The organism is Microbacterium sp. NPDC055910, from assembly GCF_042271185.1.
GTDB lineage: Bacteria > Actinomycetota > Actinomycetes > Actinomycetales > Microbacteriaceae > Microbacterium.
The window spans coordinates 59,749-72,188 of sequence record NZ_JBHJZS010000003.1 but is presented as its reverse complement, the minus strand read 5'-3'; the positions used below and the strand labels follow the sequence as shown (position 1 = coordinate 72,188).

The window sequence follows — 12,440 nt, the reverse complement described above, 5'->3', positions numbered from 1 at the left end:
CAGCTGTGTCGGATCAGCGACCCGAGAGCTTCTCGCGGAGAGCGGCGAGCGCCTCGTCGTCGGCGAGCGTTCCGCCGCCGGCCTCGGAGGTGAAGCTCGACGACGAACCCGTGTCGGCGGGGGCGTTGGCCTCGGCCTCGGCTGCCTTCGTGACGGCGGCCTTGTGCGCCTCCCAGCGGGCGTGGGCAGCGGCGTACTCCTGCTCCCACTTCTCGCGCTGCTCGTCGAAGCCTTCCTTCCACTGGTTGGTCTCGGAGTCGAAGCCCTCGGGGTACTTGTACTCCCCGTTCTCGTCGTACTCGGTGACCATGCCGTAGAGGGCCGGGTCGAACTCGGTGCCGAAGGGGTCGACCGACTCGTTCGCCTGCTTGAGCGAGAGCGAGATGCGACGACGCTCGAGGTCGATGTCGATGATCTTGACGAAGACCTCTTCGCCGACCGACACGACCTGCTCGGCGAGTTCGACGTGCTTGCCGGAGAGCTCCGAGATGTGCACGAGGCCCTCGATGCCGTCGGCGACGCGGACGAACGCACCGAACGGAACGAGCTTGGTGACCTTGCCCGGAGCGACCTGACCGATCGCGTGCGTGCGGGCGAAGACCTGCCACGGGTCTTCCTGCGTCGCCTTGAGCGAGAGCGACACGCGCTCGCGGTCCAGGTCGACCTCGAGGATCTCGACGGTGACCTCCTGGCCGACCTCGACGACCTCGGACGCGTGCTCGATGTGCTTCCACGACAGCTCCGAGACGTGGACGAGACCGTCGACGCCACCGAGGTCGACGAACGCACCGAAGTTGACGATCGACGAGACCGTGCCCTTGCGGACCTGACCCTTGTGGAGGTTGTTGAGGAAGTTCGAGCGCGACTCGGACTGCGTCTGCTCGAGCAGAGCGCGGCGCGAGAGCACGACGTTGTTGCGGTTCTTGTCGAGCTCGAGGATCTTCGCCTCGATCTCCTGACCGAGGTACGGCGTGAGGTCGCGGACGCGGCGCAGCTCGATGAGCGAAGCGGGGAGGAACCCGCGCAGACCGATGTCGACGATGAGGCCGCCCTTGACGACCTCGATGACGGAGCCGGTGACCACGCCGTCGTCTTCCTTGATCTTCTCGACGTCGCCCCACGCGCGCTCGTACTGCGCGCGCTTCTTCGACAGGATGAGGCGGCCTTCCTTGTCCTCCTTCTGGAGAACGAGGGCCTCGACCTCGTCGCCGACCTTGACGACCTCGTTGGGGTCGACGTCGTGCTTGATCGAGAGCTCGCGCGAGGGGATGACACCCTCGGTCTTGAAGCCGACGTCGAGGAGGACCTCGTCGCGGTCGACCTTCACGACGGTGCCTTCGATGAGGTCGCCGTCGTTGAAGGACTTGATGGTCAGTTCGACCGCGGCCAGGAAGTCCTCAGCAGAGCCGATGTCGTTGATTGCGACCTGCTTGGTGGCCGGGGCGGTCGTTGCGCTAGTCATGTAGTGGGTTGTCCTTGTGGGTTTGGGGTCTCGGGCTCGGCACCTCGAACGCGCGGACGCGAACGAAACAGCAGCCGAAGCGAAGCGGATTGTTGTCGTGCGATGTCACCAGCCCCGTACCGGGACGTGGCTGTAGAACCACAGAAGTGACATTCCAGGGTATCAGAATGCCGCCGACGCCCGCGAGGTCAGGCTCCGGCACGCGTCGCGCACGGCACGCAGCGCGTCGCCGTCGGCCGGGCGACGAGACGGGCGAGCGGGATCGGGGCGCCGCAGTCCGCGCAGATCCCGAAGCCTTCCGTTCCGGTCCGCGCGAGCGCGGCATCGACCTCGTCCCGTTCCCGCGCCGCATCCGCGCGCAGCCCCGCGAGCCGCGACCACTCCGCCGAGAGGGTCGCACCCTCGGGATCGTGCTCGTCGTCGGCGGTCTCGGCACCGCGGTCGGCGCGCAGCTCGACGAGCGTGTCGTCGAAACGGCGGATGCGGTCGTCGAGCTCGGCGCGCAGCGTCTCGAGCGCCTGCTGCACCTGCCCCGCGGCATCCGTCGTCACGGCTGAAGCAGCACCTTGACGGCGCGGCGTTCGTCCATCGCCGCGTAGGCCTCGGCAGCATCGGCGAGCGGCAGCACGAGGTCGAAGACGCGCCCCGGCTGGATGCGGCCCGAGCGCACGTCGGGCAGCAGCTCCTCGATGTACCCGCGTACCGGTGCGACTCCCCCGTTGACGCCGACGTTGCGGCTGAACAGGTGCGTGATCGGCAGCTCGGGACCGCCGTTGGGCACGCCCACGAACCCGACCATGCCGCCGGGCCGCGTGGCGCGCAGCGCCTGGTCCATCGACTCCTTCGTGCCGACGCACTCGAGGACGCGATCGGCACCGATGCCCTCGGTGAGCGCACGCACGGCCGAGACGCCCTCGTCGCCGCGCTCCTCGACGATGTGCGTCGCGCCGAACTCGCGGGCGAGCTCCTGCCGGCGCGGGTGCCGCGACATCGCGATGATCGTCGTGGCGCCGAGCCGCTTGGCCGCGATGACGGCGCACAGGCCCACGGCGCCGTCGCCCACGACGGCGACCGTGTCGCCGGGTGCGACGCCCGCCGAGACCGCGGCGTGGTGGCCCGTTCCCATGACGTCGCTGAGGGCGAGGAGGCCCGGGATCTCGTCGTCCGAGACGGGGCCGGGCACGACGGCGAGCGTGCCGTCGGCGAGCGGAACGCGCACGCGCTCCCCCTGGCCTCCGTCGGCGAACCCGCCGAAGCGGTCGTCGCGCCCCCACCAGTCACCCTCCAGGCACGACGTGCTCACGCCGTTGCGGCAGTTGAGGCACGTGCCGTCGCACACGTAGAAGGGCGCGATGACGAAGTCTCCGGGACGCACGAGCTCGACCTCGGCGCCGACCGCCTCGACCACTCCGACGAATTCGTGACCGATCCGCCGCGGCGCATCGACCGCCGTGACGCCGCGATAGGGCCACAGGTCCGAGCCGCACACGCATGAGGCGACGACCCGCACGATCGCGTCGCGTCCGGTCGAGAGCTCGGGGTCGGGTACCTCCTCGACGCGGACGTCTCGGGCCGCGTGGATGACAGTGGCGCGCATGGGCTCGATGCTACGCCCGGTTCCGCGCCGAGGTGCCGCGGCCTACGCTCGGGCCATGCGTATGACCGCAGCGTTCCGTGCCCCGCGACGCGCGCCTGCCCTGCAGGTGGCCAAGTCCGCTCTCGCGACGATCGCCGCGTGGCTCGTCGCGGGCTGGCTCGTCGATGGCCCGCCGCCCGTTTTCGCCGCGATCGCGGCGCTGCTCGTCGTGCAGCCGAGCGTCAACCAATCGCTCACCAAGGCGCTGGAGCGCTCGATCGGCGTGATCGCGGGCGTCACGGTCGCGTCGGCTCTGGGAATCCTGCTCGGCGGCTCGACGTGGGTGATCCTCCTGGCGACCGTCGTCGCGCTGCTTCTGGCGTGGGGACTGCGGATGACGGCGGGCACGGCCAACCAGGTGGCGATCAGCGCACTGCTCGTGCTGGCACTCGGTGGGACAAGTCCGGGGTATGCCGTCGAGCGGATCATCGAGACACTGCTCGGAGCGGTCATCGGGATCGTCGTGAACCTCGCGCTCGTGCCTCCGCTCGCCGTCACGCCCGCCCGCGACGCCGTCGAATCGCTCGCCGGCGAGCTCGCCGCATCGCTCGATCGCCTCGCGACGGCTCTCGAGCAGCCGCAGTCGCCGGAGCAGGTCGAAGAGGTGCTCCTGACCGCCCGCCTCCTGCGCCCCATGCGCGACAAGGCGGCCGCCGCGCTCGCCGACGCCTCCGAATCGCTCACGCTCAATCCGCGCCGCACGCGGCACCGCGACGAGCTCGCCGACGCACAGGGGCAACTGGACCGCTTCTCGCCGATCGTGACGCAGACGATCGGCATGACGCGCGCCTTCGCCGATCACCACGACGCATCCGTGCACGAGGAACCCGTCGTGCACGACATCGCGCAGCAGCTGCGGCGCGCCGCCCATGACGTGCAGCTCATCTCGGGAGACCCGGCGCACCTGCCCGCCGACGACCGTGAACCGGCGCTCACGGCACCGCTCACCGTGCGGATGCCGAGCTCCACCCATTGGATGCTGATCGGCTCACTGCTGGAGGATCTTCGGCGCATCCACGAGACGCTGAGTGAGCCCGCTGAACCTACTGCGTGACGTGCACCGTGAAGATGACGTCCTGGATGCCGCCGTCGGAGTTCGACAGCGTGACCTCGGTCTCGCCCTCGGCGAGCGCCGTGATCCCCGGATTGAACGTCGCCGTGGCATCTTCGTGCCCTTCGACGAACTCGGCGACGGCGGGGTCGCCGATCGTCGCGGTGTAGCTGTCGACGGCGAGATCGCCCGTGTCGATGTTGAGCACCTGCCCGACGACGAGGTCGACGGTCGTACCCTCGAGCTCGCCCGCACCCTTCGTGACGGGTGCGATGACGTCTCCTCCGATCGAGCCCGAACACGCGGTGAATGCGAGAGCCGAGACGGCGATCACGCAGGCGGCGGCGATGCGAGTGATTCTCATGCCGTCAGCCTGGCAGTGCGGATACCTCGGCGCCAGGGTGAACTCATGAATCACCCCTGTGGATAAGTACCCCCGGGCACTGCCGGTGCGAATTACGGTGGTCGCGTGTTCACCCGCCTTCGCCCCGTCATCGCTGTGTGCGCCCTCGCGCTCGCTCTCGGCGGCTGCGCCACGTCTCCCCATCCCGCAGAACCTCCGCCCGCCTTCTCGAGCGAAGCCGAAGCGTTCGCCGCCGCCGAAGAGACCTACCGCGCATACGTCGACGCGTTGAACCAGGTGGACCTGAGCGACCCCGCGACCTTCGAGGCGGTGTACGCGTGGACGACGGGGGAAGCGAATGCGAACGAACGCAGATCATTTTCTGAAATGCACGCTGCCGGCCTGACTGTTTCCGGAATCAGTCGCTATGACGCGTTCAATCCGGTCTCGTTCGCAGCCTCTGAAGGCGTCGTGATCGTAGAGCTCTGCATGGATGTTTCGGACGTCGATCTTCTGGACCAGTCGCAGACCTCGGTGGTGCCGGGGTCTCGCCCAGACCTTCAGCCTGCCGTCGTTACGTTTCATCAGAGTGACGCCACAGCGACGGGACTGTGGATCTCCTCAAGCGTCGCAAAGGAGGACGCGTCATGCGGATAGCCCTCGTCACAATCTCCGTCCTAAGCACACTCCTCACCGCCGCCATCCCCGACGGCTGTGGCATGGCGTCGGCTTGGGGCTCTTGCTCCGCCTCGAACTCCGGCACGTCCGTCGAGATCGGTGCATCCACCACTCGGCCGGGTAGCTCCCCCGGACCCTCGACACCCGGCGGCAGCCAGCCCGCGCCCGAACCCACGAGGCCTTCGGCCCCCGAAACCTGCGGTCCCCTCGGCTGCCGCCCGAACTACTCCGTCGTCATGATCCCCGACGTCACGATCGACGACCTCGCCTCGTTCCGTCCCGCGCCGCCCTCGCTGACGGGTGAACCGCTCGGGTTCGCCGTCGTCGGTCTGCCGGCGAACCTCGTGGCGGCGGCATCCGAGCAGCGCATCGCGGGTGAGCTGCTCGGCTGGGACGTCACGGTGCGCTTCGTGCCCGCCGGATTCGAGTTCGACCACGGAGACGGCTCATCGCGCACGTCCACCACCGGCGGTGTCGCGTGGGCCGCGAACGGTGCACCGCAGTTCGCGCCGACGGCGACGAGCCACGTGTACCGCGAGCGCGGCGCCCACACCGTGACGGCGACCGTCCGCTATGCGGCATCCGTCGACTTCGGCACGGGCTCGTGGCGTCCCGTGCCCGGGTACGTCACCGCGACGAGCGCGGGATACGGCGTGCGCGTCGTCGAGGCCACGACGGCCCTCGTCGACCGCACGTGCCGTGAGGGCGCGGCCGGCCCCGGCTGCTGACCGGCCGCGTCGGTGGTGCGTGGCAGGATGACGGCATGTCCGACCGACTCATGCTGCTCGACTCCGCATCGTTGTACTTCCGTGCGTTCTTCGGCGTGCCCGACACCGTCCGCGCGCCCGACGGACAGCCCGTCAACGCCGTGCGCGGGTTCCTGGACATCATCACGAAGCTCGTGACGGCATACGAGCCGACGCACGTCGTCGCGTGCTGGGACGACGACTGGCGGCCGCAGTGGCGGGTCGATCTCATCCCCTCGTACAAGACGCACCGTGTCGCCGAGGTGGTCGCGGGTGCACCCGACGTCGAAGTGGTGCCCGACCCGCTCGAAGCGCAGGTGCCGGTCATCCGCGAGGCGCTCGCGGCGGTCGGCATCGTCGTCGTCGGAGCCGCCGAGCACGAGGCCGACGACGTCATCGGCACCCTCGCGACGCGTGCCGCGATGCCCGTCGACGTCGTCACGGGCGACCGCGATCTGTTTCAGCTCGTCGACGATGCGCGCGGCGTCCGGGTCATCTACACGGCGCGCGGCATGAGCAATCTCGACGTCGTCACCGACGACGTCGTCCTGACGAAGTACGGCGTACGCCCCGACCAGTACGCCGATTTCGCGACGCTGCGCGGCGATGCCTCCGACGGCCTGCCGGGTGTCGCGGGTGTCGGCGACAAGACGGCCGCGAAGCTGCTGCAGGCCCACGGCGACATCGCCGGCGTCATCGCCGCGGCCGACGCGGGCGAGGGCATGTCCGCCGGTCTCCGCGGCAAGCTCGAGGCGGCCCTGCCCTACCTCGCCGTCGCTCCCGCTGTCGTCGGCGTCGTGCGCGACCTGCCCCTCCCCGATGTCGACGCGCGTCTGCGTCCGCTCGGCGAGCAGCAGAAGACGGATGCCGCGGCTCTGGCCGAACGCCGCGGGCTCGGCACGTCGATGCACCGCCTCGTGACGGCGCTCGACGGCGTCTGAACCGCGTCAGCGCAGCGGCGCCGACCGCGCCGTCGCCGCCAGGAGCAGCACGCAGTAGACGACAGACAGCGCCATGCAGACGACGAGGGGCGTGTTCCACCCGCCCGACACGTCGTGCATCCACCCCACGAACGGACCGCCGGCAGCGCCGAGCGCGTAGCCGCCGCCCTGCACGAGGGCGGACATGCCGGCCGCCTCGCGATCGGACCGCGAGACGCCGATGAGCGCCGTGAAGACGACGACGAAGCCGCCCGCGTGCCCCACCGCGCCGATCACGAGCCACAGCCACAGCATCTCGGGAGCGAAAACGAGGCCGATCGTGAGGACGAGCCACGAGGCGCAGATCGTCAGGGCGGGAACGTAGCGCGGCGCGTAGCGGGCCAGCAGCGGCACGATGAACGCACCGGCGATCCCGGCGCCCTGATACAGCGACGCGAGCGCCCCCGCCGCTGACGCACCGAGGCCGAGCTCGTCCGCCGTGAGGGCGGGGAGCCAGGTCGTCAATCCGTAGTAGATGAGGCACTGCGTGCCGAACGCGCCCACGAGCAGCCACGCGATGGGTCGCCGCAGGATGCCGCGTTCGTCGCGGCGACTGCCGACGACGGGCAGCGGTCCCGTGATGGTCTCGGCCAGTTCGGCGGTGCGCTGCTCTTCGGCCGAGCGGGGCGGTGTGCGGTGGGCGGCGGGTTCGCCCGAGAGCCGGTCCACTCCCCCGGTCAGCCGCTGCCGGCGGGCATGTACGGTCCACAGGGCCAACCCGGCGAGCGTGATGGCCGACCACATGAGCAGCGCCCACGACCACCCGACGACGTCGGCCAGCGGCGCGGTGAACAGCGCGGTCACGAGCGATCCGACGTTCGTCGCCGCCGCGTAGGCCGCCGTGACGGTGGCGACCCGCTCGGGCGGAACATCGCGGCGGATGATGACGGGGATCACGATGTTGCCGATCGTGATGGATGCCCCGATGACGACCATGCCCGCGAGCATCCACCCGAATCCGGGGATCGCGCGCACGAATGTGCCGACGAGCACACCCGCGAGCGACGTGAAGAGGGCGATCTCGGCGCCCGTGCGCCGGATGATGATCGCCGCGACCGGGGTGAGCACGGCGAACATGAGCACGGGCAGCGTCGTGAGCAGCCCCGCCGCGGCGGATCCGATGCCGTAGTCGTGCTCGATCTGGCGCAGCACGGGCGTCGGCGCGACGATGGGTCCGCGCAGACTCAGCGCGGCCACGAGCACACCGGCGACGATCAGCCAGGGGATGCCGCGCCTCGCTCGTCCTGCGGCGGGGAACGAGCTCATCCGGCGAGCCTATCCCCGGTCACCGTCGGCGCCGCGTCCATTCGCGCAGCCGATCGAGCGGCCAGGTCGTCACGATGCGGTCGGCGGGGACGCCGGCGCGCTCGGCCCGTTCGGCGCCGTGGTCCAGCAGCGAGAGCTGGCCGGGCGCGTGCGCATCCGAGTCGATCGAGAACAGGCACCCCTCGTCGAGCGCGATCGCGAGCAGGTCGTCGGGTGGGTCCTGCCGTTCGGGTCGCGAGTTGATCTCGACCGCGACACAGTGCTCGGCGCACGCGGCGAAGACGGCACGCGGGTCGAGATCCGACGGCGGCCGCGTGCCGCGCGCCCCCTCGACGAGCCGGCCCGTGACGTGGCCGAGCACGTCGACGTGCGGGTCCGAGACGGCCGCGACGATGCGCCGCGTCATCGGCGCGCGCTCCATCCGCAGCTTCGAATGCACGGATGCCACGACCACGTCGAGTTCGTCGAGCAGATCGGGTTCCTGGTCGAGCGCACCGTCGTCGAGGATGTCGACCTCGATGCCGGACAGCAGCGTGAACCCGCCCCCGCTCAGTCCCGCCACGACCTCGAGCTGGGCACGCAGGCGCTCGGGCGACAGCCCGTTCGCGACGCGCAGCCGCGGCGAGTGGTCGGTCAGCGCAAGGTACTCGTGGCCGAGGCGCCGTGCCGCATCGGCCACGAGGTCGATCGAGGTGAGTCCGTCCGACCAGTCGCTGTGCGCGTGCAGGTCGCCGCGCAGCAGCGGCCGCAGGGTCGACGCGCGCTCGACGCCGGCACGCTCCCGCAGTTCGGCCAGGTACGCCGGCACGTCGCCGGCGAGGGCCTGCTGGATGACCGCGAACGTGGATTCGCCGATGCCTTTGCGGCGCCGCAGGGATGCGGCATCCCGCAGCTCGTCGTCGGTGAGCGTCGCGATCGTGTCGGCCGCAGCACGGAACGCCCGGGACTTGTAGCGCGACGACCGCTCCCGCTCGAGGAGCGTCGCGATCTCGGCAAGGGCGTCGTACGGCCTCATGCGCTCACGCTCCGGCGGCGAACCTCGAGGTCTTGACGACGACGGGGGCGGAGGCCACGCGACGCAGCGCCCAGCCGAACAGGATCGACAGCACGCCCATCCCCATCGCGAACGCTGCGACGCCGAACGAGACGACCGAGGTGAACAGCGAGGCGCGCAGGAACGAGGCGTTCATCATCGTGGCGCGCACGGGGTCGTCCTGCGGCAGCTCGGCGTACGTCTTGCCGCCCGATGCCTCCATGGCGTGGTGCTGGATGATGTCGGCCTGCACGTAGGCCGTCAGCGGTCCCTGCACCGTCTGCCCCTGGAAGGCGGCCGCATCGTCGGGGATCGTGATGTTCTCGGCGCGCAGCTGCGAGGACACCATGATCCACACGACGAGGCCCACGACGATGAGGAGGATTCCGCCCAGGATGCCGAGCACTCCCACCGCCTTGACACCGCCGAGGCTGCGGGCGGGGGGTTCGACGGCTGCTGCCGAATCGCTCATGTGCGTTCTCCTCAGATCGGGGACTTCCGCTTCACGCTAGCGTCGGTCGGCCGATCGGGGGAAGAGGACTCGCGCCTCCCACGAGGGCGCGCGTAGCCTCGACCCACTGGTCGAGCTTCGACGCCGCAGCGCCGCTGTCGATCGCGGCGGCGGCCTCCTCCCGCGCCTCGGCGAGGCGCTCGAGCATCGAGCGCTGCACCTGGGTCGGATCGCGGAAGAGCCGGTACGAGACGATTCCCGCCGCGGCATTGAGCAGGACGATGTCGCGGACCGGACCCGCCTCGCCCCCGATCACGCGGCGCACGACCGCGGCGTTGTGCGCGGGGTCGCCGCCGAGCAGGTCGCCGATGTCGGCGAGCGGGATGCCGAGGTCACGGGGATCGACGTCGTGCTCGTGGATGTCACCGCGGCTGACCTCCCACAGGCGGCTGTGGCCGGTCGTCGTGAGTTCGTCGAGCCCGTCGTCGCCGCGGAAGACGAGCGCCGTCGCGCCGCGCGTGCGGAAGACGCCCGTGATGAGCGGCACCCGGTCGAGCTGCGCGACGCCGACCGCGTTGGCCTCGGCGCGAGCGGGGTTGCACAGGGGCCCCAGGAAGTTGAACACGGTCGGCACGCCGAGCTCGGCCCGCGTCGCGCCCGCGTGGGCGAAGCCGGGATGAAACGCCGAGGCGTACACGAACGCGATGCCGGCGCGCTCGAGGGTCTGCGCGACGGCGTCGGGGCTGAGGGTCAGCTCGATCCCGAGCGCGCCCAGCACATCCGATGACCCCGACGAGGAGCTCGCGGCGCGATTGCCGTGCTTGACGACGGGAATTCCGGATGCCGCGGCGACGACGGCTGCCATCGTCGAGACGTTCACGGTGCCGAAACGATCCCCGCCGGTGCCGACGATGTCGAGGACGCCCGGGTCGACGGGAAGCGGCAGCGCCGCCTCGAGGATCGCGTCGCGGAACCCGACGATCTCGTCGACGGTCTCGCCCTTCGCACGCAGCGCGAGCAGGAATCCGGCGATCTGCGACGGCGTCGCCTCGCCGTTCATGATGCGCCGCATCGCCCAGGTCGATTCCGACACGCTGAGATCACGTCGCTCGAGAAGCGAGGTCAGGATGCCGGGCCACGTGTACAGATCCACCATGGGAAAACAGCCTACCCACCGCGCCAGCCGCATGTCCGCGCGGTAACCGCGCGCATCCTCATGCACTTGACAGCCCGTTCCCGGCGTTCTCTTAGGTAGTCCTAAGTTCACACTCGGGTGACGAGAACCCCGCGGGTGGGAAAATCTCCGCGCGGTTTCGGCAATAATGGGGAGCGTGACGACCACCCCAGCTACGTACTCTCAGGCGATGAGGTCCGTTAAGCGACCCGATCCGGTCGCCGTCGGCACCATCGTGTGGCTCGGCAGCGAGGTGATGTTCTTCGCGGGTCTGTTCGCGATCTACTTCACCCTTCGCAGCACTTCGCCCGAATTGTGGGCCGAACGCTCCGATCTGCTGAACATCCCCTACGCGACCGTGAACACGATCATCCTCGTGCTCTCTTCGGTCACGTGTCAGATGGGGGTGTTCGCGGCCGAGCGCTTCCAGCCCTACTCCACCAAGAAGCGCGGCTGGCTCGGCTGGGGCATGGTGGAGTGGTTCTGGCTGACCTTCATCCTCGGCGCGATCTTCGTGTCCGGTCAGGTGTGGGAGTACGCGCAGCTCGTGTACGAAGGCATGCCGATCTACTCCGACGCGTACGCCTCGGCGTTCTACCTCACGACGGGCTTCCACGCCCTGCACGTGACCGGCGGACTCATCGCGTTCCTCCTCGTCATCGGACGCGCATACGCCGTCAAGACTTTCGGGCGCAAGGAGATGACCACCTCGATCGTCGTGTCGTACTACTGGCACTTCGTCGACGTCGTCTGGATCGCCCTGTTCCTCGTCATCTACTTCCTGAAATAGAGCGGAGCTGAATTTCCCCATGGCACGAGACAAGACGCGCCGCTCGAACGGTCGTCGCAGTCCCTTCGCTGCGGCCGCCGTCGTCGGAATCGGACTGTTGCTGACCGGTGGCCTGTATGCGGGCGCATCCGCTGCGATGGCCGCCACCGACGACACGCGGACCACGACCGTGCTCACGGTCGACGACGGCAAGAAGCTGTTCGACGCCAACTGCGCGACATGCCACGGCCTCGACGTGCAGGGCACGCCGGAAGGTCCGTCGCTCTACGGAGTCGGCGAGCTCGCCGTGCACTTCCAGATGAGCACCGGCCGCATGCCGCTGCAGATGCAGGGGCCGCAGGCGCCGCAGAAGCCCGTGCAGTTCACCGACGCGCAGATCGAGGCGATCGGCGCGTACATCCAGTCGATCGCGCCCGGGCCGAGCTTCCCCAGCGACGACGTGCTCGATGGCGGCGGCAACCTGTCCCAGGGCGGTGACCTGTTCCGCATCAACTGCGCGATGTGCCACAACGTCGCCGGCGCCGGCGGCGCCCTCACCGAGGGCAAGTACGCGCCCGCGCTGCACGAGACCTCGCCGCTCAACATGTACGCGGCCATGGTCACGGGCCCTCAGGCGATGCCGGTCTTCAACGACCTCACGCTCACGGCCGAAGAGAAGCGCGACATCATCTCGTACCTGCTGTATCTGCAGGAGAGCGAGTCGGTCGGCGGCTTCACCCTCGGTTCACTCGGTCCCGTCTCAGAGGGACTCTTCATCTGGATCTTCGGCATCGGCGGTCTGATCGCCATCACCGTGTGGATCACGGCGAAGTCCAACTGATCGACCAGAC

At 69.6% G+C, this 12,440-nt stretch carries 14 protein-coding genes; 6 read left to right on the top strand and 8 right to left on the bottom strand.

The features are described 5' to 3' along the window. Positions 1-13 precede the first annotated feature (13 nt). From rpsA to ACFC3F_RS02675, 3 genes are all read right to left on the bottom strand, one after another. Positions 14-1,462 (bottom strand): 30S ribosomal protein S1, encoded by a 1,449-nt coding sequence (gene rpsA / locus ACFC3F_RS02685; RefSeq protein WP_376126303.1) that lies wholly within the window; start codon positions 1,460-1,462, stop codon positions 14-16. A gap of 188 nt (positions 1,463-1,650) precedes the next feature. Further along, a complete protein-coding gene (locus ACFC3F_RS02680) occupies positions 1,651-2,013 on the bottom strand; it encodes a TraR/DksA family transcriptional regulator (protein ID WP_376126300.1) in 363 nt (120 codons plus the stop codon). Continuing rightward, positions 2,010-3,059, bottom strand: a complete 1,050-nt coding sequence (locus ACFC3F_RS02675) for a zinc-dependent alcohol dehydrogenase family protein (RefSeq protein WP_376126297.1) — start codon at positions 3,057-3,059, stop codon at positions 2,010-2,012. Before ACFC3F_RS02675 ends, ACFC3F_RS02680 begins: the two co-directional genes overlap by 4 nt. 55 nt (positions 3,060-3,114) lie before the next feature. Between ACFC3F_RS02675 and ACFC3F_RS02670 the strand changes: the two genes are divergently transcribed. After that, entirely contained in the window at positions 3,115-4,152 is a 1,038-nt protein-coding gene (locus ACFC3F_RS02670) for an aromatic acid exporter family protein (RefSeq protein WP_376126295.1), read from the top strand. Here ACFC3F_RS02670 and ACFC3F_RS02665 read toward each other — a convergent pair. Then, positions 4,142-4,513, bottom strand: a complete 372-nt coding sequence (locus ACFC3F_RS02665) for a hypothetical protein (RefSeq protein ID WP_376126293.1) — start codon at positions 4,511-4,513, stop codon at positions 4,142-4,144. The genes ACFC3F_RS02670 and ACFC3F_RS02665 overlap by 11 nt on opposite strands. 105 nt (positions 4,514-4,618) lie before the next feature. Here ACFC3F_RS02665 and ACFC3F_RS02660 point away from each other — a divergent pair, with 105 nt between their 5' ends. The 3 genes from ACFC3F_RS02660 to ACFC3F_RS02650 all read left to right on the top strand — a co-directional run bounded on the left by ACFC3F_RS02660 (position 4,619) and on the right by ACFC3F_RS02650 (position 6,857). Further along, a complete protein-coding gene (locus ACFC3F_RS02660) occupies positions 4,619-5,149 on the top strand; it encodes a hypothetical protein (protein ID WP_376126290.1) in 531 nt (176 codons plus the stop codon). A gap of 257 nt (positions 5,150-5,406) precedes the next feature. Then, on the top strand, positions 5,407-5,898 hold the full coding sequence (locus ACFC3F_RS02655; RefSeq protein ID WP_376126288.1) for a hypothetical protein: 492 nt from the start codon (positions 5,407-5,409) through the stop codon (positions 5,896-5,898). Between the two features lie 35 nt (positions 5,899-5,933). Beyond that, entirely contained in the window at positions 5,934-6,857 is a 924-nt protein-coding gene (locus tag ACFC3F_RS02650; RefSeq protein ID WP_376126285.1) for a 5'-3' exonuclease H3TH domain-containing protein, read from the top strand. 6 nt (positions 6,858-6,863) lie between these two features. Here ACFC3F_RS02650 and ACFC3F_RS02645 read toward each other — a convergent pair whose 3' ends face one another. From ACFC3F_RS02645 to trpD, 4 genes are read right to left on the bottom strand one after another with little or no spacing between them, the layout of a single operon-like run. Continuing rightward, complete coding sequence (locus ACFC3F_RS02645; RefSeq protein ID WP_376126282.1) at positions 6,864-8,162, bottom strand: CynX/NimT family MFS transporter; 1,299 nt, start codon at positions 8,160-8,162, stop codon at positions 6,864-6,866. Between the two features lie 19 nt (positions 8,163-8,181). After that, positions 8,182-9,177 (bottom strand): PHP domain-containing protein, encoded by a 996-nt coding sequence (locus ACFC3F_RS02640; protein ID WP_376126279.1) that lies wholly within the window; start codon positions 9,175-9,177, stop codon positions 8,182-8,184. Between the two features lie 4 nt (positions 9,178-9,181). Beyond that, positions 9,182-9,667, bottom strand: a complete 486-nt coding sequence (locus ACFC3F_RS02635; protein WP_376126277.1) for an aromatic ring-opening dioxygenase LigA — start codon at positions 9,665-9,667, stop codon at positions 9,182-9,184. 31 nt (positions 9,668-9,698) lie between these two features. Beyond that, positions 9,699-10,802, bottom strand: a complete 1,104-nt coding sequence (gene trpD / locus ACFC3F_RS02630) for an anthranilate phosphoribosyltransferase (RefSeq protein ID WP_376126274.1) — start codon at positions 10,800-10,802, stop codon at positions 9,699-9,701. 166 nt (positions 10,803-10,968) lie between these two features. Between trpD and ACFC3F_RS02625 the strand changes: the two genes are divergently transcribed. Together ACFC3F_RS02625 and ACFC3F_RS02620 are read left to right on the top strand one after the other, a co-directional pair. Further along, a complete protein-coding gene (locus ACFC3F_RS02625) occupies positions 10,969-11,610 on the top strand; it encodes a heme-copper oxidase subunit III (protein WP_376126272.1) in 642 nt (213 codons plus the stop codon). A 19-nt stretch (positions 11,611-11,629) separates the two neighbouring features. Further along, positions 11,630-12,430, top strand: a complete 801-nt coding sequence (locus ACFC3F_RS02620; protein ID WP_376126270.1) for a c-type cytochrome — start codon at positions 11,630-11,632, stop codon at positions 12,428-12,430. Positions 12,431-12,440 lie beyond the last annotated feature (10 nt).

Excerpts from the sequence above, each read along its gene's own strand:
- rpsA (WP_376126303.1), bottom strand. The coding sequence starts at position 1,462 with ATGACTAGCGCAACGACCGCCCCGGCCACCAAGCAGGTCGCAATCAAC.
- ACFC3F_RS02675 (WP_376126297.1), bottom strand. The coding sequence starts at position 3,059 with ATGCGCGCCACTGTCATCCACGCGGCCCGAGACGTCCGCGTCGAGGAG.
- ACFC3F_RS02670 (WP_376126295.1), top strand. The coding sequence starts at position 3,115 with ATGCGTATGACCGCAGCGTTCCGTGCCCCGCGACGCGCGCCTGCCCTG.
- ACFC3F_RS02665 (WP_376126293.1), bottom strand. The coding sequence starts at position 4,513 with ATGAGAATCACTCGCATCGCCGCCGCCTGCGTGATCGCCGTCTCGGCT.
- ACFC3F_RS02655 (WP_376126288.1), top strand. The coding sequence starts at position 5,407 with ATGATCCCCGACGTCACGATCGACGACCTCGCCTCGTTCCGTCCCGCG.
- ACFC3F_RS02650 (WP_376126285.1), top strand. The coding sequence starts at position 5,934 with ATGTCCGACCGACTCATGCTGCTCGACTCCGCATCGTTGTACTTCCGT.
- ACFC3F_RS02645 (WP_376126282.1), bottom strand. The coding sequence starts at position 8,162 with ATGAGCTCGTTCCCCGCCGCAGGACGAGCGAGGCGCGGCATCCCCTGG.
- ACFC3F_RS02640 (WP_376126279.1), bottom strand. The coding sequence starts at position 9,177 with ATGAGGCCGTACGACGCCCTTGCCGAGATCGCGACGCTCCTCGAGCGG.
- ACFC3F_RS02635 (WP_376126277.1), bottom strand. The coding sequence starts at position 9,667 with ATGAGCGATTCGGCAGCAGCCGTCGAACCCCCCGCCCGCAGCCTCGGC.
- trpD (WP_376126274.1), bottom strand. The coding sequence starts at position 10,802 with ATGGTGGATCTGTACACGTGGCCCGGCATCCTGACCTCGCTTCTCGAG.
- ACFC3F_RS02625 (WP_376126272.1), top strand. The coding sequence starts at position 10,969 with ATGGGGAGCGTGACGACCACCCCAGCTACGTACTCTCAGGCGATGAGG.
- ACFC3F_RS02620 (WP_376126270.1), top strand. The coding sequence starts at position 11,630 with ATGGCACGAGACAAGACGCGCCGCTCGAACGGTCGTCGCAGTCCCTTC.